General features: G+C 70.5%; 17 protein-coding genes. 12 read left to right on the plus strand and 5 right to left on the minus strand.

Annotated elements, in window-relative coordinates:
- Positions 1–15: 15 nt before the first annotated feature.
- Both ACYVKF_RS14265 and ACYVKF_RS14270 read right to left on the minus strand, forming a co-directional pair.
- Complete coding sequence (locus tag ACYVKF_RS14265) at positions 16–1,176, minus strand: Gmad2 immunoglobulin-like domain-containing protein (RefSeq protein ID WP_460967253.1); 1,161 nt, start codon at positions 1,174–1,176, stop codon at positions 16–18.
- A complete protein-coding gene (locus tag ACYVKF_RS14270; protein WP_235529267.1) occupies positions 1,173–1,781 on the minus strand; it encodes a SigE family RNA polymerase sigma factor in 609 nt (202 codons plus the stop codon). Before ACYVKF_RS14270 ends, ACYVKF_RS14265 begins: the two co-directional genes overlap by 4 nt.
- Positions 1,782–1,851: 70 nt before the next feature.
- On the opposite strand from ACYVKF_RS14270, the gene ACYVKF_RS14275 reads away from it, so the two are divergent.
- From ACYVKF_RS14275 to ACYVKF_RS14305, 7 genes are all read left to right on the plus strand, one after another.
- Complete coding sequence (locus ACYVKF_RS14275) at positions 1,852–2,232, plus strand: histidine triad nucleotide-binding protein (protein ID WP_460967256.1); 381 nt, start codon at positions 1,852–1,854, stop codon at positions 2,230–2,232.
- Between the two features lie 24 nt (positions 2,233–2,256).
- Positions 2,257–3,330: a PhoH family protein gene (locus tag ACYVKF_RS14280; RefSeq protein WP_082553370.1), complete on the plus strand. Its 1,074-nt coding sequence runs from the start codon at positions 2,257–2,259 to the stop codon at positions 3,328–3,330.
- Positions 3,308–3,775, plus strand: a complete 468-nt coding sequence (gene ybeY / locus ACYVKF_RS14285; protein ID WP_460967258.1) for an rRNA maturation RNase YbeY — start codon at positions 3,308–3,310, stop codon at positions 3,773–3,775. Before ACYVKF_RS14280 ends, ybeY begins: the two co-directional genes overlap by 23 nt.
- A gap of 10 nt (positions 3,776–3,785) precedes the next feature.
- A complete protein-coding gene (locus tag ACYVKF_RS14290) occupies positions 3,786–5,108 on the plus strand; it encodes a hemolysin family protein (RefSeq protein ID WP_460967260.1) in 1,323 nt (440 codons plus the stop codon).
- On the plus strand, positions 5,105–6,076 hold the full coding sequence (gene era, locus ACYVKF_RS14295; RefSeq protein WP_056919955.1) for a GTPase Era: 972 nt from the start codon (positions 5,105–5,107) through the stop codon (positions 6,074–6,076). Before ACYVKF_RS14290 ends, era begins: the two co-directional genes overlap by 4 nt.
- A 228-nt stretch (positions 6,077–6,304) precedes the next feature.
- The gene (locus ACYVKF_RS14300) at positions 6,305–8,134 is read left to right on the plus strand and encodes a BCCT family transporter (RefSeq protein ID WP_460967263.1); all 1,830 of its coding nucleotides are present in this window, start codon (positions 6,305–6,307) and stop codon (positions 8,132–8,134) included.
- Positions 8,135–8,178: 44 nt separating this feature from the next.
- On the plus strand, positions 8,179–9,213 hold the full coding sequence (locus ACYVKF_RS14305; protein WP_460967265.1) for an aspartate-semialdehyde dehydrogenase: 1,035 nt from the start codon (positions 8,179–8,181) through the stop codon (positions 9,211–9,213).
- 101 nt (positions 9,214–9,314) lie between these two features.
- Here ACYVKF_RS14305 and ACYVKF_RS14310 read toward each other — a convergent pair whose 3' ends face one another.
- Complete coding sequence (locus ACYVKF_RS14310) at positions 9,315–10,211, minus strand: GNAT family N-acetyltransferase (protein WP_460967267.1); 897 nt, start codon at positions 10,209–10,211, stop codon at positions 9,315–9,317.
- Positions 10,212–10,316: 105 nt separating this feature from the next.
- On the opposite strand from ACYVKF_RS14310, the gene ACYVKF_RS14315 reads away from it, so the two are divergent.
- The 5 genes from ACYVKF_RS14315 (at position 10,317) to leuA (ending at position 15,881) form a co-directional block, all read left to right on the plus strand.
- Entirely contained in the window at positions 10,317–10,916 is a 600-nt protein-coding gene (locus ACYVKF_RS14315; RefSeq protein WP_460967269.1) for an ArsR/SmtB family transcription factor, read from the plus strand.
- The gene (locus ACYVKF_RS14320) at positions 10,913–12,175 is read left to right on the plus strand and encodes an MFS transporter (protein WP_460967272.1); all 1,263 of its coding nucleotides are present in this window, start codon (positions 10,913–10,915) and stop codon (positions 12,173–12,175) included. Before ACYVKF_RS14315 ends, ACYVKF_RS14320 begins: the two co-directional genes overlap by 4 nt.
- 32 nt (positions 12,176–12,207) lie before the next feature.
- Positions 12,208–12,897: a GntR family transcriptional regulator gene (locus ACYVKF_RS14325; protein ID WP_460967273.1), complete on the plus strand. Its 690-nt coding sequence runs from the start codon at positions 12,208–12,210 to the stop codon at positions 12,895–12,897.
- A gap of 2 nt (positions 12,898–12,899) precedes the next feature.
- On the plus strand, positions 12,900–13,937 hold the full coding sequence (locus tag ACYVKF_RS14330; RefSeq protein WP_460967275.1) for a 1-aminocyclopropane-1-carboxylate deaminase: 1,038 nt from the start codon (positions 12,900–12,902) through the stop codon (positions 13,935–13,937).
- A 204-nt stretch (positions 13,938–14,141) separates the two neighbouring features.
- Positions 14,142–15,881 carry a 2-isopropylmalate synthase gene (gene leuA / locus ACYVKF_RS14335; protein ID WP_056917650.1) on the plus strand — a complete coding sequence of 580 codons (1,740 nt, stop codon included), beginning with the start codon at positions 14,142–14,144 and terminating at the stop codon, positions 15,879–15,881.
- A gap of 119 nt (positions 15,882–16,000) precedes the next feature.
- Here the strand turns inward: leuA and ACYVKF_RS14340 are convergent, their stop codons facing one another.
- Both ACYVKF_RS14340 and ACYVKF_RS14345 read right to left on the minus strand, forming a co-directional pair.
- A complete protein-coding gene (locus ACYVKF_RS14340) occupies positions 16,001–17,194 on the minus strand; it encodes a hypothetical protein (RefSeq protein WP_460967278.1) in 1,194 nt (397 codons plus the stop codon).
- 77 nt (positions 17,195–17,271) lie between these two features.
- Entirely contained in the window at positions 17,272–17,901 is a 630-nt protein-coding gene (locus ACYVKF_RS14345; RefSeq protein ID WP_460967280.1) for an alpha-ketoglutarate-dependent dioxygenase AlkB, read from the minus strand.
- Positions 17,902–17,963: the final 62 nt, after the last annotated feature.

Below are 17,963 nucleotides of genomic sequence, written 5' to 3' on the forward strand. Positions count from 1 at the left end.
GCCCGTCCGCGAGGGCTACTTCACCGTGAAGGTGACCGAGTCCTCGGCTGCGATCGACCCGTCCTTGGCGCTGGCCTCATAGACCTTCACCGTGTAGGTGCCGGGCGCGAGGGTGCCGAGCGAGAAGGAGTAGGTGCCCCGGCTGGGCGCACCGATGGTCGCCATGGCGTTGCCGGTCTTCACGGAGGTCGTGCCTCGGGTGAGCTCCCAGCCCACGGTGGCCTCGAACACGCTCGCCTCACCCTTGACCGTGACGGGTGACGCCGACGGCAGCACCTGGTCGCGCGACGGTGCGGTGACCCAGATCGGCGCGAGGTCCTTCCAGGACTCGTCCGCCGAGGGCCGGGTGAAGGACTGGTCCGTCGAGATCGACCCGAACAGCTTCGTCGCGCCTCCCTCGATCTCGAACCTGACCGGGAGCGGGCCCCGACCGACTGCTGCCTCCGCGGTCCACACGAGCTGCTGCACCGCGAGTCGCTGGACCTCGGGGGGGAAACCTTCGGCGCCGGGACCGCTCAGCCGCACCTCGATGACGTCGTTCGCCACCGTCGCCGCGGTCACGGTGGTGCCCGACCACGGCTGGAGGTAGCCGTCGGTGTTCGAGTACGGCTGGGCGTTCATGGCCAGGGTCAGCGCGACCGTCACCTTGTCCGCCGGAGTGGGGTCGGCTGCCACCTCCTGGCGGATGAACTCCCTGAACAGCTTGTACGTGGGTGTGGAGCCTCCGACAGGCCCGACGAAGTAGGCCGGGAACGTCATGACCACACCGGGCCCGCTGTTCGGGGACGTGGTCGGGCTCGAGGTCTGGGTGGGGGCGGTGGTGGGCTGGTCGGTGGCCGAGGGGCCGGTGGCGGTGGGTGCCGGGACGGTCGCCGACGGGCTGCCCGCGGGGGGCCCGGGGGTCGCCGTGGGGTCCTGGTTTGACAGCCACACGCCGCCGGCGATGGCGGCCACCACGGCGGCCGCGGCCGCGGGCGCGAGCCAACGACGGATCCCGGTCCCACCGGTCGCCGTGACCGGACCGGCGCGGTGGGCCTCGTGCAGGATCGTGTCGAGCCGGTCCGTGGGGCGCATCCGGCCCGACTCCTGGGTCAGCGAACGCCGCAGCTCGCGCTCGATGCGGTCGAACTCGCCCGGCTCGAAGTCGGGGTGCAGGAACTCGGTGCGGTCGCTCATGACGAGGTCTCCATCCGGTCGCGCAGGGCGGCGAGGCCGCGGTGGGCGTGGGCCTTGACCGATCCGGCGGAGATGCCGAGGGCGTCGGCGATCTCGGCCTCGCTCAGGTCGAGGTAGTAGCGCATCGTCAGGACCTCTCTCTGGCGCTGGGGCAACCGCCCGAGCGCCGTGACCATGGAGCTGGTGGCTTCGGCGTCGAGGGCGCGGTCCTCCGCGCTCACCTCGGTGCGTCGTGCGTATGCCGTGGGCTCACCCTGCTCGCGCGTCAGGTACCGCTCCTCGACGCCTCGGTGGCGCAGGCCGGACCGGGCGCCGTTCACCACGGCGCGGCGCAGGTAGGCGGCCGCGCTCTCGTGGCTGCGCAACGAGTCCCACCGCCGGTGGACGGCGATGAAGGCGTCCTGGACGACCTCCTCGGCGGCGAGGTCGTCCCGCAGGAGGAGCCAGGCGAGGCGGACCAGACCGGTCCAGTGCGCGGCATACAGCTCGGTGATGGCGACGTCGGCGCTCGGCACGTCGGCGCCCGGGGTCCTGGCGCCGGCCCCACCGGTGCCCGCACCGCCCCGCCGTCCCCGGGTGTCCCCACCGGGGTCGCGCTCTGCCACGCTCAACAGTCTCACGCTCCCTTGACGCGCAACCAGCGTCCGAGGTTGACGCGCCGATACCCTCGCCTGCATGACCGATCCGACCCGCTCGACGGAGCGCAGCACCGACCCCGACTGCCTCTTCTGCAGGATCGTGGCGGGGCAGATCCCGGCCTCGGTGGTGCACGAGGACGAGGCGACCGTGGCGTTCCGCGACCTCGAACCCCAGGCCCCGACCCACGTCCTGGTCATCCCGCGCCACCACGTGCCGACGGCGGCCGCTCTCGCCGCCGAGCGGCCCGAGGACGCGGCCGCCCTGCTGGCCGCGGTGGCCCGGGTCGCCGAGCAGGAGGGCATCGCCGAGAGCGGCTACCGCACGGTGTTCAACACGGGTGCCGACGCCCAGCAGAGCGTCTTCCACGCCCACCTGCACGTGCTGGGTGGGCGGGCAATGACGTGGCCGCCCGGCTGAGCGGCACCGTAGACTGGGCGGACCATGCCTGAAGCAGATCAACCGACCACGCCGGGGGGCACGCCCGAGGGCGCGCACTCCCTGCCCACCCACACCGTCGAGATCCCTCCGCAGGTCCAGATGGTCACCCTTCTCGGACCCCGCGACGAGCTGCTCCGCACGATGGAGCGAGCGTTCCCGCAGCTGGAGATCCACGTCCGCGGCAACGAGTTCCACCTGTCCGGCCCGAGTGCCGAGGTGGCCCTCGCAGAGCGGACCATCGACGAGCTGCTGCTCGTGATCGAGGGCGGCCAGCCGCTGAACCGCGATGCCGTCGAGCGCTCGATCAGCATGCTGCGCGCCCAGACGACCGAACGGCCCGCCGACGTCCTGACGATGAACATCGTCTCCTCGCGCGGCCGCACGATCCGTCCCAAGACGCTGAACCAGAAGCACTACGTCGACGCGATCGACAAGCACACCGTCGTGTTCGGCATCGGTCCCGCCGGCACGGGCAAGACCTACCTCGCGATGGCGAAGGCGGTCCAGGCCCTCCAGGCCAAGCAGGTCAACCGGATCATCCTGACCCGTCCTGCGGTCGAGGCCGGCGAGCGGCTCGGCTTCCTGCCCGGCACGCTCAACGACAAGATCGACCCCTACCTGCGTCCCCTGTACGACGCGCTGCACGACATGGTCGACCCCGAGTCGATCCCGCGCCTGATGGCTGCCGGGACGATCGAGGTGGCGCCGCTGGCCTACATGCGTGGCCGCACGCTGAACGACGCGTTCATCATCCTCGACGAGGCGCAGAACACCTCGCCCGAGCAGATGAAGATGTTCCTCACCCGTCTCGGGTTCGGCTCCAAGATGGTCGTGACCGGTGACGTGACCCAGGTGGACCTCCCCGACGGGTCGCGCTCCGGCCTGCGGGTGGTCCGCGACATCCTCACCGGTGTCGACGACATCCACTTCTCGGTCCTCAGCCCCCAGGACGTCGTCCGTCACCGCCTCGTGGGTGCGATCGTCGACGCCTACGGCCGCTGGGACGACCTGCAGGGCGAGACGCACGGACAGCAGCAGGGAGGGCGGGCACAGCGTGAGCGTCGACGTTCTCAATGAGACCGACCACCAGCTCGACGAGCTCGAGCTGGTGGCCCTGAGCAGGTACGTCCTGGGCGAGATGCGGGTGCACCCCGGTGCGGACCTCTGCCTGCGCCTCGTCGACGAGGCGGCCATGGAGGTGCTCCACGTGCAGTGGATGGACCTGCCGGGTCCGACCGACGTGATGTCGTTCCCGATGGACGAGCTGCGCCCGGGACGGGAGGGCGAGGAGCCCGAGGAGGGTGTCCTCGGCGACATCGTGCTCTGCCCGTCCGTGGCGGCGAAGCAGGCGGCCGAGGCCGGCCATGCCACGGAGGAGGAGCTGCTGCTCCTCACGACCCACGGCATCCTGCACCTGCTGGGCTACGACCACGCCGAGCCCGAGGAGGAGCGCGAGATGTTCGAGCTCCAGCGCCAGCTGCTGCTGACGTTCCTCGCGGGCCGTGGTCGACCCGCCGGCTGATGGTGCTCCGATGACCCGTCTCGTCCTGGCCGCGTTGTTCAGCATCGCGGTCGCCTTCCTCCTCTCGGCCGCGGAAGCAGCCCTGTGGCGGATGTCCCGGGTGCGCGCCCACGAGCTGCTCGAGGAGAAGCGACCCGGGTCGGCGTCGCTCATGCGCATCGTCGGCGACAGCGCGGCATACCTGTCCGTCACGGCGTTCCTGCGGGTCATCGCCGAGGCGACGACAGCCGTGCTCATCACACTGGGCGCCGTCGACCTCGTCGACGGGTTCTGGAAACCGCTGCTCATCGCCATCGGGGTGATGGCGCTGGTGTCGTTCGTCGTCGTCGGGGTCTCGCCGCGCACGCTCGGACGGCAGAACTCCGACGCCGTCGCCCTCATCGCCTCACCGGTCATCGTGTGGCTCCGTGCGCTGCTGGGCCCGGTCGCCCGTGTCCTCATCGCGCTCGGCAACGCCGTGACCCCCGGTCGTGGCTACCGTGACGGCCCGTTCCAGAGCGAGTCCGAGCTGCGCGACCTCGTCGACCTCGCCGGAGAGAGCGCCGTGATCGAGGCCGGGGAGCGGGAGATGATCCACTCCGTCTTCGAGCTCGGTGACACCGTCGCCCGCGAGGTCATGGTCCCGCGCACCGACATGGTCACCGTCGACAGCGAGAAGACCCTGCGCTCGGCGATGTCGCTGTTCCTGCGGTCGGGGTTCTCGCGCATCCCCGTCGTCGGCGACGGCTCGGACGACATCCTCGGCCTGCTCTACTTCAAGGACGTGGCGCGGCGGGTCAACGCCGACCACGAGGCCGGGTCGCTGCCCGTGACGACGCAGATGCGACCGATGCACTACGTCCCGGAGAGCAAGCCGGTCGACGACCTGCTGCGCGAGATGCAGCGGGACCAGAGCCACTTCGCCGTCGTGGTGGACGAGTACGGCGGCACCGCCGGACTGGTCACCATCGAGGACATCATCGAGGAGATCGTGGGCGAGATCGCCGACGAGTACGACCGGGAGGCACCCGGGGTCGAGGACCGCGGCGACGGCACGTTCCGGGTGCCGGCGACGATGGACATCGACGACCTCGCCGACGAGTTCGACGTCGAGATCGAGGAGGACGAGGTCGACACCGTCGGTGGGCTCATCGGCAAGAGCATCGGCCGGGTGCCCATCGTCGGGTCGCGCGCAGAGGTCGCCGGGCTGGCCCTCACGGCCGAGCGGATGGCTGGTCGCCGGCACCGGATCGCCTCCGTCATCGTGTCGCGCCTGCCGGAGCCGCACGAGGGTGGCGACGAGGGGGTGCCCGAGCGCACTACGGTGGAGCCCGAGCGCGAGGGAGTGTCATGACTGAGAGCGGAACCGGACCGACCGAGGGGTATGCCGCGGGGTCACCGTCGGAGGAGAAGCCGTACCTCGCCGGTTTCGCCTGCCTCGTCGGGCGCCCGAACGCCGGCAAGTCGACGCTGACGAACGCCATGGTCGGCCACAAGGTCGCCATCACGTCCTCGAAGCCGCAGACGACCCGCCACACCATCCGCGGGATCGTCACCAACGAGCGGGCGCAGCTCGTCCTGGTCGACACACCGGGCCTGCACAAGCCCCGGACGCTGCTGGGGGAGCGGCTCAACGACGTCGTCCGCGAGACGCTGCTCGAGGTCGACGTCATCGGGTTCTGCCTCCCGGCGGACCAGAAGATCGGCCCCGGCGACGGGTTCATCGCCCGCGAGCTCAAGGAGATCCAGCAGGGCAAGCGTCGTCCGGTCGTGGCCATCGCCACCAAGACCGACCGCGTCGACCGCCAGCGCCTGGCCGAGCACCTCATCTCCATCGACCAGCTCGGCTCGTGGGACGCGATCGTCCCCTGCTCCGCGGTGGACGGGTCACAGGTGGGTGAGGTGACCGAGGTGCTGTCGAGCTACCTGCCCACGTCGCCCGGCCCGCTGTACCCGGAGGGCGTCCTCACCGACGAGCCGCAGATGGTCATGATCGCCGAGCTCGTCCGGGAGGCCGCCCTCGAGGGCGTCCGCGACGAGCTGCCGCATTCCCTGGCGGTCGTCGTCGACGAGATGGTCCAGCGGGAGGGCCGTCCCGCGGACAAGCCCCTGCTGGACGTGCGGGTCAACGTGTTCGTCGAGCGGTCGTCGCAGAAGGCCATCATCATCGGTCGTGGCGGGTCGCGGCTGCGCGAGGTCGGCACGAACGCTCGTCAGGGCATCGAGGAGCTCCTCGGCCAGAAGGTCTACTTGGACCTGCACGTGAAGATCGCCAAGGACTGGCAGCGCGACCCCAAGCAGCTCCAGCGCCTGGGTTTCTGACCCGCTCGCGACGATCCCGGCCCACCGTGGCGAGGCTCACGGCACACGTGGGATCGATTGTGCTGCAACGGTTTTGGTGAGGTGCGCGGGAAGTTCCCGGCATCCGCGATTTGAGATGTGCCGTGCTTCTCGGCACAGTGGGCGGTCGACCAACGACGGTTTTGATACGCAACCAATCCAGAAACAGCGAAGGAGCGGCGCCCTCCCCAACGAGGGCGCCTACACCACGTGGACTCGACACTGACCAAGACAGGCCCGGCCGCACCGGCCCAGGCCACGGGCGAGAACGAAGCCCTCGACACGCCCCACCCCGCCCTCGACCCCGTCATCGAGGAGCACCCTGCCGAGGAGCCGCAGAAGGTCGACACCATCGTGTTCGGCGTCACCGCGGCGATCGCGATCGCGTTCGTGCTGTGGGGATTCCTCAGCACCGACACGCTGAGCGCGGCGTCCGGCGCAGGGCTCGGGTGGGTCGTGCACAACATGGGCTGGCTGTTCTCGCTGGTCGCCTCCGGGTTCGTGCTGTTCGTCATCTGGCTCGCCGCCAGCAAGTACGGGCGCATCCCGCTCGGGCGCGACGACGAGGAACCGGAGTTCAAGACGGTCTCGTGGATCGCGATGATGTTCTCCGCCGGCATGGGGATCGGCCTGATGTTCTACGGGGTCTCCGAGCCGCTGTCGCACTTCGTCAAGCCGCCGCCCGGGACCGGTGCCGCCGGCAACCCGCAGGCCGTGCAGAACGCCATGGCCACGACGCTCTTCCACTGGACGCTCCACCCGTGGGCCATCTACGCGGTCGTCGGGCTCGCCGTCGCGTACGGCGTCTTCCGCAAGGGGCGTTCGCTGCTCATCAGCTCGGCGTTCGCGCCGCTGCTCGGCGAGAAGCGCGCCGCCGGCCCCGCCGGTCGGGTCATCGACATGCTCGCGATCTTCGCGACGCTGTTCGGTTCGGCCGCCTCGCTGGGCCTGGGCGCGCTCCAGATCGGTTCGGGCCTGCAGATCGTCAGCGGGCTCGGGAAGACCGGCAACATGGTGCTCGTCGGCATCATCGCCGTCCTGACCGTCTGCTTCATCCTCTCGGCCGTCTCCGGGCTGGCCAAGGGCATCCAGTGGCTGTCCAACATCAACATGGTGCTGGCGCTGGCCCTCGCGGTCTTCGTCTTCGTCGTCGGCCCGACCGTCTTCATCCTCAACCTCGTCCCCACCGAGATCGGTTCGTACTTCCAGAACCTGGCGATGATGTCCGCGCGCACCGACGCTGCCGGGGGCGACGCCATGAAGACCTGGCTCTCCGGTTGGACGATCTTCTACTGGGCCTGGTGGGTCAGCTGGACGCCCTTCGTGGGCATGTTCATCGCCCGCATCTCGCGCGGTCGCACCATCCGCCAGTTCGTCACCGGGGTGCTGCTGGTGCCGAGCGTCGTTTCGCTCGTGTGGTTCGCGATCTTCGGCGGCGCGGGCATCGACATGCAGCGCAGCGGCACCGACCTCGCCGGAGCCGGATCCACCGAGGGCACCCTCTTCGAGATGCTCTCGCACATGCCGTTGTCGACCGTCACGTCGGTGCTCGTCATGGTCCTCGTCGCGATCTTCTTCGTGTCGGGTGCCGACGCCGCCTCGATCGTCATGGGCACGCTCTCCGAGCGCGGCACCCTGGCCCCGAGCCGCAAGACGGTGATCTTCTGGGGCGCCGCAACCGGTGCCGTCGCCGCCGTCATGCTCCTCGTGGGTGGCGAGGACGCCCTGTCCGGCCTGCAGAACATCACCATCGTTGCGGCTCTGCCGTTCCTCATCGTGATGATCGGCCTGGCCGTCGCCCTGGTGAAGGACCTCAGCAACGACCCGCTCATCGTGCGTCGCGCGTATGCCGTGGCTGCCGTCGAGCAGGCCGTCGTCGCGGGCGTCACCGAGCACGGTGACGACTTCACCCTGACGTTCGAGGAGTCCGCTCCCGGTGAGGGCGTCGGCGACCTGGTGCCGACCGCGCCCGTGACCGGCAGCGGTCCGGAGGACGAGCTCGAGACTGCCGATGTGCGCGCAGGTTCTGCCACATCGTGAGCCGCTGAACCGTTGCACGACCGAGCCGACCTATCCTTGGTCCCATGAGAATTGGTGTCTTCGGGGCCACCGGGCAGGTCGGCTCGGTCATGCGTGCACTCCTCGCCGAACGGGCGTTCCCGGTCGACGAGATCCGCTTCTTCGCGTCGGCGCGCTCCGCCGGCACGACGCTGCCGTGGGCCGGTGGCGAGGTCACCGTCGAGGACTCGGCGACCGCTGACTTCTCCGGCATCGACATCGCGTTGTTCTCCAACGGGGGAGCGGCCTCCAAGGAGCTCGCACCCAAGGTCGCCGCTGCCGGCGCGATCGTCGTCGACAACTCCTCCGCCTGGCGCAAGGACCCCGAGGTCCCGCTGGTCGTGAGCGAGGTCAACGCCGACGACCTGGACACCATCCCCAAGGGGATCGTCGCGAACCCCAACTGCACCACGATGGCGGCCATGCCGGTCCTCAAGCCGCTGCACGACGAGGCGGGTCTGGTGCGGCTCACCGTCGCGTCATACCAAGCCGTCTCCGGCTCGGGAGGCAAGGGCGTGCAGGAGCTCGACGGCCAGCTGCGTGGCGGGTATGCCGCGGGCGAGCCCGCCGACCTCGCGCTCGACGGGCGTTCGGTCCAGATCCCCGCGCCGAACGTGTACGCCGTGCCCGTCGGGTTCAACGTGATCCCGCTGGCCGGGTCGATCGTCGACGACGGTTCGCTGGAGACCGACGAGGAGCAGAAGCTCCGCAACGAGTCGCGCAAGATCCTGCACATCGACGACCTGCTGGTCTCGGGCACCTGCGTCCGGGTGCCCGTCTTCACCGGCCACTCGCTGGCGATCCACGCCGAGTTCGACCGCGAGATCAGCCCGGAGCGGGCGTTGGAGCTGCTGGCCAAGGCGCCCGGCGTCGTGGTGTCCGAGGTGCCCAACCCGCTCGAGGCGGCTGGGCGCGACGACGTCTACGTCGGGCGGGTCCGTGCCGACCAGGCCGCGTCGGCCGGCAAGGGCCTGGTGCTGTTCGTCGTCGGCGACAACCTGCGCAAGGGTGCCGCCCTCAACGCCGTGCAGATCGCCGAGGAGCTGCTCAAGCGCCGCTGACGCCGGTGACCACCGCGAAGGGTGGCGATCTGCCGTTCCAGGCCCGTGCGAGGCGGCAGATCGCCACCCTTCGTCGTGCCCTCGCGCCGGAGGGCTGACCGTCAGACGTCGGTCATCCAGTGCTGGTAGCTCTGGCTGACCTGCATCCCGACGTGCTCGTACAGCGGGAGGGCGCCGGTCCGTGAGTCGGTCGACAGCTCGCTGCGGGCGGCGCCGTGCTCGCGTGCCCGACCGAAGGCGTCGACGAGCAGCGCCCGGGCCAGGCCCTTCCCGCGCTGGTCGCTGCGGACGGCCAGCTGGTCGACGTACCCGCACCCCTCGGTCACGATCAGGAACGCCACCCCGACGGCGGTGCCGCGGTCGTCCACGGCGAACCGGATCTGCCACGGCTCGAACCCCGGCCGGCGCACCGTGCTCGCGGCCCAGTCGTCGAACGTGCTGGGCTGTCGGTCGGGCCATTCGTTGAACGCGTCCTCGACGAGCCGGTAGGCCGTCTCCTCGTCCTCGCCGACGACGAGGTCGCGCAGCACGTACCCGCGGGGGAGCGGCTGGGGCTCGATCGCCGCGCCCTCGGGGACGACCAGCACCCAGGCCCGCCAACCCTCGCGGTAGCCGAGCGACTGGTAGAGCCTCTCCGCGGAGCCGCCCACCGGCACGCTCTGGCCGACGAGACTGCCCCCACGCCGCCGCGAGCAGTCCTCGACCCAGCGGGCGAGCCAGGTACCGATGCCGCGGCCGCGGTGGTCAGGGTGGACGGTGGCCTCGGCGCGACGGGTCTTGTAGACCTCGCCGGCCGCGACGAGGGTCCCGTCTTCGAACACCCCGATGCTCTCCTGCTCGAGGTCGAAGCTGGGTCGCTGCCAGCCACCCTCGATGTCCTCGAGCTCGACGGCGACCTCACCGGTGTCGGCGAGCTCGGCTGCGGCGAAGAGCGCGTGGACCGCCGAGGCGTCGGACATCACGAGGGGGCGGGCCACGAGACCCGGTGGCAGGTTCATGCCGCCATCGTGGCGGGCCGGGTGAGGTGTGCGCACGTGGATTTCCGCTCTGGCCTGCTCCTGCGATTCGTGAGAGAGTCCTCTCGAAACAGTTCTCTCACATCAGTGGCACAGCCTCCGGGAGGTCCGGTGTCCAACCCGTACGACGACGTCGAGCTCACGCCCAAGGGCATGCGCGCCCTGGCCCACCCGACCCGGCTGGCCATCCTCAGCCGGCTCCAGAAGGACGGTCCCAGCACCGCGACGGCACTCGCCCCCGAGGTGGGCGCGACGCCCTCGGTCACCAGCTGGCACCTGCGGCACCTCGCCGAGCACGGCCTGGTCCGCGACGCCGAGGTGGAGTCCGACGGGCGGCAGCGCTGGTGGGAGGCGGTGGGTCGGGGGTTCCGGTTCACGCCGCCGGCTGACGAGGCCGGCCGCGACGCGGCCACGCTGCTGTCCCGCGTCCTGTTCGAGCAGGCCCAGGACCTGCCCGCGCGCTGGGTCCGCGAGACCGAGCCCCTGCTCGAGGACGGGTGGCGCCGGTCGGCCGGCCTGTCCAACACGACGGTCGTCGTGACCGCGGACGAGCTCGACACGATCGAGGCCGCCATCGAACAGGTCCTCGCGCCATACGTGCTGCGCTCGAAGGGGTCCGCGCCGGAACCGGGCGCACGCCCGGTCCGGATGCTGCGCTACGTCCTCCCCGAAGCGCCGACGCCGTGACGGCGCCGCTGTGGCGGGACCACCGGTTCGGGCGCTACTGGGTGGGTCAGGGGATCTCGCAGTTCGGCGACCGGATCACCGACCTCGCGCTCCCACTGATCGCCGTGACGACCCTGCACGCGAGTGCCCCGACGGTGGGGCTGCTCACCGCCGCCGTGTGGACCCCGAACCTCCTGTCCCTCCTCGTCGGCACCTGGGTCGACCACCACGAGCGGAAGAGGCGGCTGCTGGTCCTCGCCGACCTGCTCCGGTGCGCGGTCCTGCTCAGCCTGCCCGTGGCCCACTGGTTCGGGCTGGTGACGATGGCCCAGCTCTTCGTCGTGGCCCTGGTCGCCGGGCTCGGACAGGTGCTCTACCAGACCGCCTACCCCAGCTTCTTCGTCGCCCTGGTGCGCCGTGACCAGTACGTCGAGGCCAACAGCCTGCTGAGCACGACGCGCTCCTTCTCGTTCGTCGCGGGCCCGGCTGCGGCCGGTGGCCTGATCCAGCTGCTGACGGCCCCGGTCGCGATGTTCGTCGACGCCGTCACCTTCCTGGCATCCGCGGTGCTCATCGGGGGCGTGGACGTGCAGGACCCGCCGGTGGACCGCGAGGGCGCCGCCCCGCTCCTGCGCAGGGCCCGAGAGGGTATGGCGCTCGTGCTGCGCCACCCGTACCTGCGGGTCTCCTTGGCCTTCGCCACCACCGTGAACTTCTTCAACTTCGTGGTGGCGGCCCTGCTGGTGCTGTTCGCCAGCCGCCAGCTGGGACTCTCGGCCGGAGGCATCGGTCTCGCCCTCGGGGTCGGGGCCAGCGGTGGGTTGCTCGGCGCCGTGCTGTCCCGCAGGGCGACCGCAGTCCTCGGGATGGGGCGGACCATCATGGTGGGGGGCGTCCTGTTCTCGGCGCCGGTCGCCCTGCTGCCGCTGGCCGGTGGGCCCCTGTGGCTGCGGGCCGGCGTGCTCGCCCTGGTCGAGTTCGTCACCGGTCTCGGCGTCATGTGGCTCGACGTGCCCCTCAACGCGATGCAGACCGCGGTCGTCCCGGACGAGATCCGCAGCCGGGTGGCGGGAGCCTTCTCGACCGTGAACTACGGCGTCCGCCCGCTGGGTGCGGTGCTCGGCGGGTTCCTGGGGGAGTGGATCGGCATCGCCCCGACGCTGTACCTGGCTGCGGCCGGTGGGACCCTCGCGGTGCTGTGGCTCGTGGGGTCGCCCATCGGCCGGACCCGGACCATCGAGGATCTCGACGGCGTCGCGGAGTCCGCCCGCGGGACTTGACCGCAGGAGCCGAGTGATATGCAATATATCGCGTGCCTGTCCCCGAGTCCTCGATCGCGCCGCGGGCGCTGCTGCGTGACGACGTCTACCTCCGCCTGAGGGACTCCATCGTCGACGGCACGCTCCAGCCGGGCGAGCAGCTGCGCGACCAGGAGCTCGCGGCGTGGCTCGGGGTGAGCCGGACCCCGGTGCGGGAGGCTCTGCTCCGGCTCCAGCAGGCCGGTCTGGTGCGCGCGCTCCCCGGCCGCTCGACCCGGGTCGCGTCCCTCGACGCCCGAGCCGTCCGCGATGCCCAGGCGGTGGTGGCTGCCATGCACGAGCTCGCCGTGCGCGAGGCCGTGCCCCAGCTGACGAGCTCGGACGTCGAGCGCATGCGTCGGGCCAACCTCCGCTTCGCCACCGCACTCGAGGCCGGGGACGCGGACGCGGCGCTCGAGGCGGACGACGAGCTGCACGGCATACCGGTCGCGGCTGCGGGCAACGCGGCGGTGTCCGCCGTCCTCGAGCAGTACACACCCGTGCTGCGGCGCGTCGAGCGGCTCCGGTTCGCCTCCCTGGCGGGTCGGGGCTCGGTCGTGCTGCACGCGCGCCTCGTCGACCTCTGTGAGCAGGGCGATGTCGACGCAGCCGCGCGGGTGTCCTTCGAGACCTGGCAGACCCTCGAGCCGCTGCTGGACTCCCTGGCCCACGATGCTGCAACCGTTGCAGAACAAGGAGATTGACCGTGTCCATCCATGACTTCCCACGCCACCCTCTGACCTTCGGCCCGAGCCCGGTCCACCGGCTGGCCCGCCTGACCGAGCACCTCGGTGGGGCGCAGGTGTGGGCCAAGCGGGAGGACGTCAACAGCGGTCTCGCCTTCGGTGGCAACAAGACCCGCAAGCTGGAGTACATCGTCCCCGACGTCCTCGCGTCGGGCGCCGACACGCTCGTCTCGATCGGCGGCTACCAGTCGAACCACACCCGGCAGGTCGCGGCCGTCGCCGCGCACCTCGGGCTCAAGTGCCGGCTGGTGCAGGAGAAGTGGGTGGACTGGGACGACCCGGTCAACGACAAGGTGGGCAACCTCCTGCTGTCGCGCATCATGGGTGCCGACTCCCGGCTCGACCCGCACGGTTTCGACATCGGCATCCGCTCCTCGTGGGAGGACGCACTGCGCGAGGTCGAGGAGTCCGGCGGGACGCCCTACGGCATCCCGGCCGGGGCCAGTGAGCACCGCCTCGGCGGACTGGGTTTCGCGAACTGGGCCTACGAGGTCGCCGAGCAGGAGGAGGCGCTCGGCGTCTTCTTCGACACGATCGTCGTCTGCACCGTCACCGGTTCGACGCACGCCGGCATGATCGCCGGGTTCGCCGCGATCGAGGACGCGGGAGGTCGGCCGCGACGCGTCCTCGGCATCGACGCCTCGGCGACGATCGACAAGACGCGTGGTCAGGTGCGTCGCATCGCCCAGCACACTGCGGACCTCATCGGCCTCGGGCGTGAGCTGCGCGAGGACGAGGTCAGCGTCCTCGAGGGGTGGGCCGGGGACCTCTACGGCATCCCCGTCCAGTCGACGATCGACGCCATCCGGCTCAGCGGGAGCCTCGAGGGCATGATCATCGACCCGGTCTACGAGGGGAAGTCCATGGCAGGGCTCGTCGACCTCGTCACCTCGGGTGAGATCCCTCGGGACTCCACGGTCCTCTACGCCCACCTCGGCGGGCAGCCCGCCCTCAACGCGTACTCCGGCATCTTCGAGGAGGGGTGGGCCGGCGCGTGAGGCGTCCGGATCGTGGGCCGTGCCCACGTGACGATGGACGTATGCCGCGCGGGCGGCATACCCTCAACACGTGCGTCTCTCGCGCCTCCTTCTTCGCCGCCGCGGCGGGGCCTGATCGATCAGCCGCCCCTCGTCGCGGAGTAGCGTTGCCCAGGCTGAGGTTCTGTCGGAACCATCCAGCAACGAATCGATAGGCGAGAGAACATGATTCATCCCCAGCAGCCGTCAGGCATGCCGGTAGCGAAGTACCTGCCCTTCCAGGAGCAGATCGCGGTCGACCTGCCTGACCGCACCTGGCCGACCAAGGTGCTCGAGTCCGCACCCCGCTGGTGCGCGGTCGACCTCCGCGACGGCAACCAAGCGCTCATCGACCCGATGAGCCCGGACCGCAAGAAGCGGATGTTCGAGCTGCTGGTGCGGATGGGCTACAAGGAGATCGAGGTCGGGTTCCCCTCGGCGAGCCAGACCGACTTCGACTTCGTGCGCATGCTCATCGAGGACGACATGATCCCCGACGACGTGACGATCCAGGTGCTGACGCAGTGCCGCGACCACCTCATCGAGCGGACGTTCGACTCGATCCGTGGTGCCAAGCAGGCCATCGTCCACTTCTACAACTCGACCTCGGTGCTCCAGCGTCGCGTCGTGTTCGGGCTGGACCAGGACGGCATCGTCGACATCGCGCTGCAGGCCGCCCGCCTGTGCCGCAAGCTCGAGGAAACCATCCCGGACACGGTCGTCTACTACGAGTACAGCCCAGAGTCCTACACCGGCACCGAGCTGGAGTTCGCGGTCCGCATCTGCAACGAGGTCGCCGACGTCATCGACCCGACGCCGGACCACAAGATGATCATCAACCTGCCCGCGACCGTGGAGATGGCGACGCCCAACGTCTACGCCGACTCGATCGAGTGGATGATCCGCCACCTCGAGCGGCGCGACTCCATCGTCGTCAGCCTCCACCCGCACAACGACCGTGGCACGGGTGTCGCGGCCGCCGAGCTGGGCTACCTCGCGGGAGCCGACCGCATCGAGGGGTGCTTGTTCGGCAACGGTGAGCGCACCGGCAACGTCGACCTGGTCACCCTCGGCATGAACCTGTTCAGCCAGGGCATCGACCCGCAGATCGACTTCTCCGACCTCGACGAGATCCGCCGCACCGTCGAGCACTGCAACCAGCTGCCCGTCGCCGAGCGCCACCCGTGGGGCGGTGACCTCGTCTTCACGGCGTTCTCCGGCTCGCACCAGGACGCGATCAAGAAGGGCTTCGAGGACATGGAGCGCCAGGTGGCCTCCTCCGGCAAGTCGATCAACGAGCTGGTGTGGGGTGTGCCCTACCTGCCCATCGACCCGCACGACGTCGGCCGGTCCTACGAGGCCGTGGTCCGCGTCAACAGCCAGTCCGGCAAGGGCGGGGTCGCCTACATCCTCAAGGCCGAGCACCAGCTCGACCTCCCGCGTCGCCTGCAGATCGAGTTCAGCGGTGTCGTCCAGGCCAAGACCGACAGCGAGGGCGGCGAGGTCAGCCCGGCCGAGCTGTGGAGCGTCTTCCAGGACGAGTACCTGCCCGCGGTCGACGGCGAGGCCAACGCCTGGGGGCGGTTCACGCCGATCAGCCACGCGCTCGAGAGCCAAGCCGGGGGTGCCGACCGCATCGTCGCGACGATGCTGGACAACGGTGTCGAGGTCTCCATCGAGGGCACCGGCAACGGCCCGATCGCCGCGTTCATCGACGCCCTGTCGACCGTCGGCGTGGACGTCCGCGTCCTCGACTACGCCGAGCACGCGCTGTCCTCGGGTGGGGACGCCCGGGCGGCCGCCTACGTCGAGTGCGCCGTCGGGGACCGGGTCCTGTGGGGCGTCGGGCTGCACAGCTCGATCGTCAAGGCGTCACTCACCGCCGTGCTGTCCGCGGTCAACCGGGCCCTGCGCGACCAGGACTGACCACCACGACGTGCAGTGGCGGCCCGCCGCCGGGAGCTCCTACCGGACGCCCGCGGTGAACGGCGCCACTGCACGTCGTTGCGTCAGCGGACGCCGTGGGGCCGCCGTCGGGTCGGACCTCAGCGCGCTGCGGGGAGCAGCCGTTTGCTCCACAGGCGGATGCCGTCCTCCCCACGGATGGTCACGTAGGTGGTGTCCTCGACCGTCTCGGCGTCGAGGATGGTGCCTGCCGGCAACGGCGCCGAGCTCCAGGTCCCACTGTCGGGCCTGATCCAGACCTGTGGTCCGTCGGCGGTCTGCACGGCCAGGACGAGGCCGTCGTCGAGGAACGAGGTCCGGGCGAGCAGGACCGTGGGCCGCTCTGGATCCAGCTCGGCGACCGGTAGCGGGACCGAGACGAGGCCTCGGCTCGTCGACCTGGTGGTGATGACCACCGCTCGACCGTGGGTGCTCCCGGCCAGCCAGTGGTCGAGGGTCTGGCCCTGGGCGTCGCTGACGCGCTCCATCGCCGTCGGGAGGGGAACGTCCTGCCACTCCCAGCTCCCCTCGGGCGCCGAGTCGTCCGAGGACCCCCACCACGCGTGGACGGTGAAGGGCTCGGTGCTGGAGGCGCCGCGCACCTCCGCGGCGACGAGGATGTCCGGGTCGGTGCCGGCGGCCACCACGGCGCTGCCCGGTCGCACCTCGCAGCACAGCGCTCCACCGGGAGCAGCGATGCCCTGCACCGTGTCGGTCACCGACCAGACCTGCAGCCGCTGCGTGGCGCCGGCCGGGACGGTTCCAGCCACGACGGGGAAGTAGGAGTCGTCGTCGATGGCCGCCGCCGTGATCCGTGCGTCCGCCGGGAGCGAACCATTCGCCGGCACGTGCCGCCCTTCGGCAGCATCGGCGTCGGGAGCCCGGACGTATGCGGTGTCCGCGGTCCAGGTGCGGGGTGCGTTCCCCGCGGCCCCTGTCGCCGCGAGCATCCACTCACCGTGGCCGGCAAGAGCCGTGACCGGTGCGTTCGTGTCGAGCATCGTCCTGCACTGGAGGCTCGTGCCCGGCGTCATCTCCAGGAGGCACGGGTGGCCGCCCCGCAGCCCGGCCGCGAGCAGGTACCCCAGGCCCTCACGGCTGAGCGGACCCGAGAGCTCGTAGGCGCTCTGCACCTGTGACCAGCCCTCGGAGGTCGCTCCGGCCCCTGACGCCTGACGCACCCCACCGACCGCATCCCTCAGGTCGGTGTCGATGCGAGCCAGGACGCCGGGAGCGAGGAACGCCAGCGCCGCGACCACGACCAGCGCCAGGAGGACGTCGCGTGCTCTGCTCATCACTCCTGCTCGGACGGGGGTCGGATCCGAGTCAGTGTGGACCAGGTCGCAGGTCGGTGTGCGGCTTTTCGCCGAGGTCAGCGGACGCCGCGGGGGCGGAACTGGATCGAGATGCGTGGACCGACGGCGTGGCTCGTCTTGGGGATGCAGTGGTCCCAGGTCCGTTGGCAGGATCCGCCCATGACCACGAGGTCGCCGTGGCCGAGGGAGAACCCGATGGACTCGCCGCCGCCGCGGGGTCGCAGCATGAGGGACCTGGCCGAGCCGATCGACAGGATGGCCACCATCGTGTCGTGCTCCTTGGACCGGCCGATCCGGTCGCCGTGCCACGCGACCGAGTCGCGTCCGTCCCGGTAGAGGCACATGCCGGCGCTGACGAAGCGCTCACCCAGCTCCGCGGCATACCAGTCGCTGAGCTGCTCACGGGCGTCGGTGAGCACGGGGTGGGGGAGGCCCTCGCCCTCGGAGTAGAACTTGAGCAGGCGCGGGACATCGACGACGCGCTCGTACATCTCGCGCTTCTCGGCGTACCAGGGGACGTCGTGGTGCAGCGCGTCGAAGAGCTGTTCGGCGCCCCCGAGCCAGCCGGGGCGGTAGTCCACCCAGGCGCCGCGGCTGAGCTGCGTGCGCGTCAGGCGTGAGTCGAGTCCGTGCAGCTCGATCTCGTCGGCGGTGTCGAGGAGGGACCCTTGGAGTGCCATGGCCATGCGCCGAGCATAACCCGGATTCGAACACATGTTCTAGTGTTGTCGGCGGCGGGATGCTTCGT

Source organism: Pedococcus soli, from assembly GCF_054782575.1.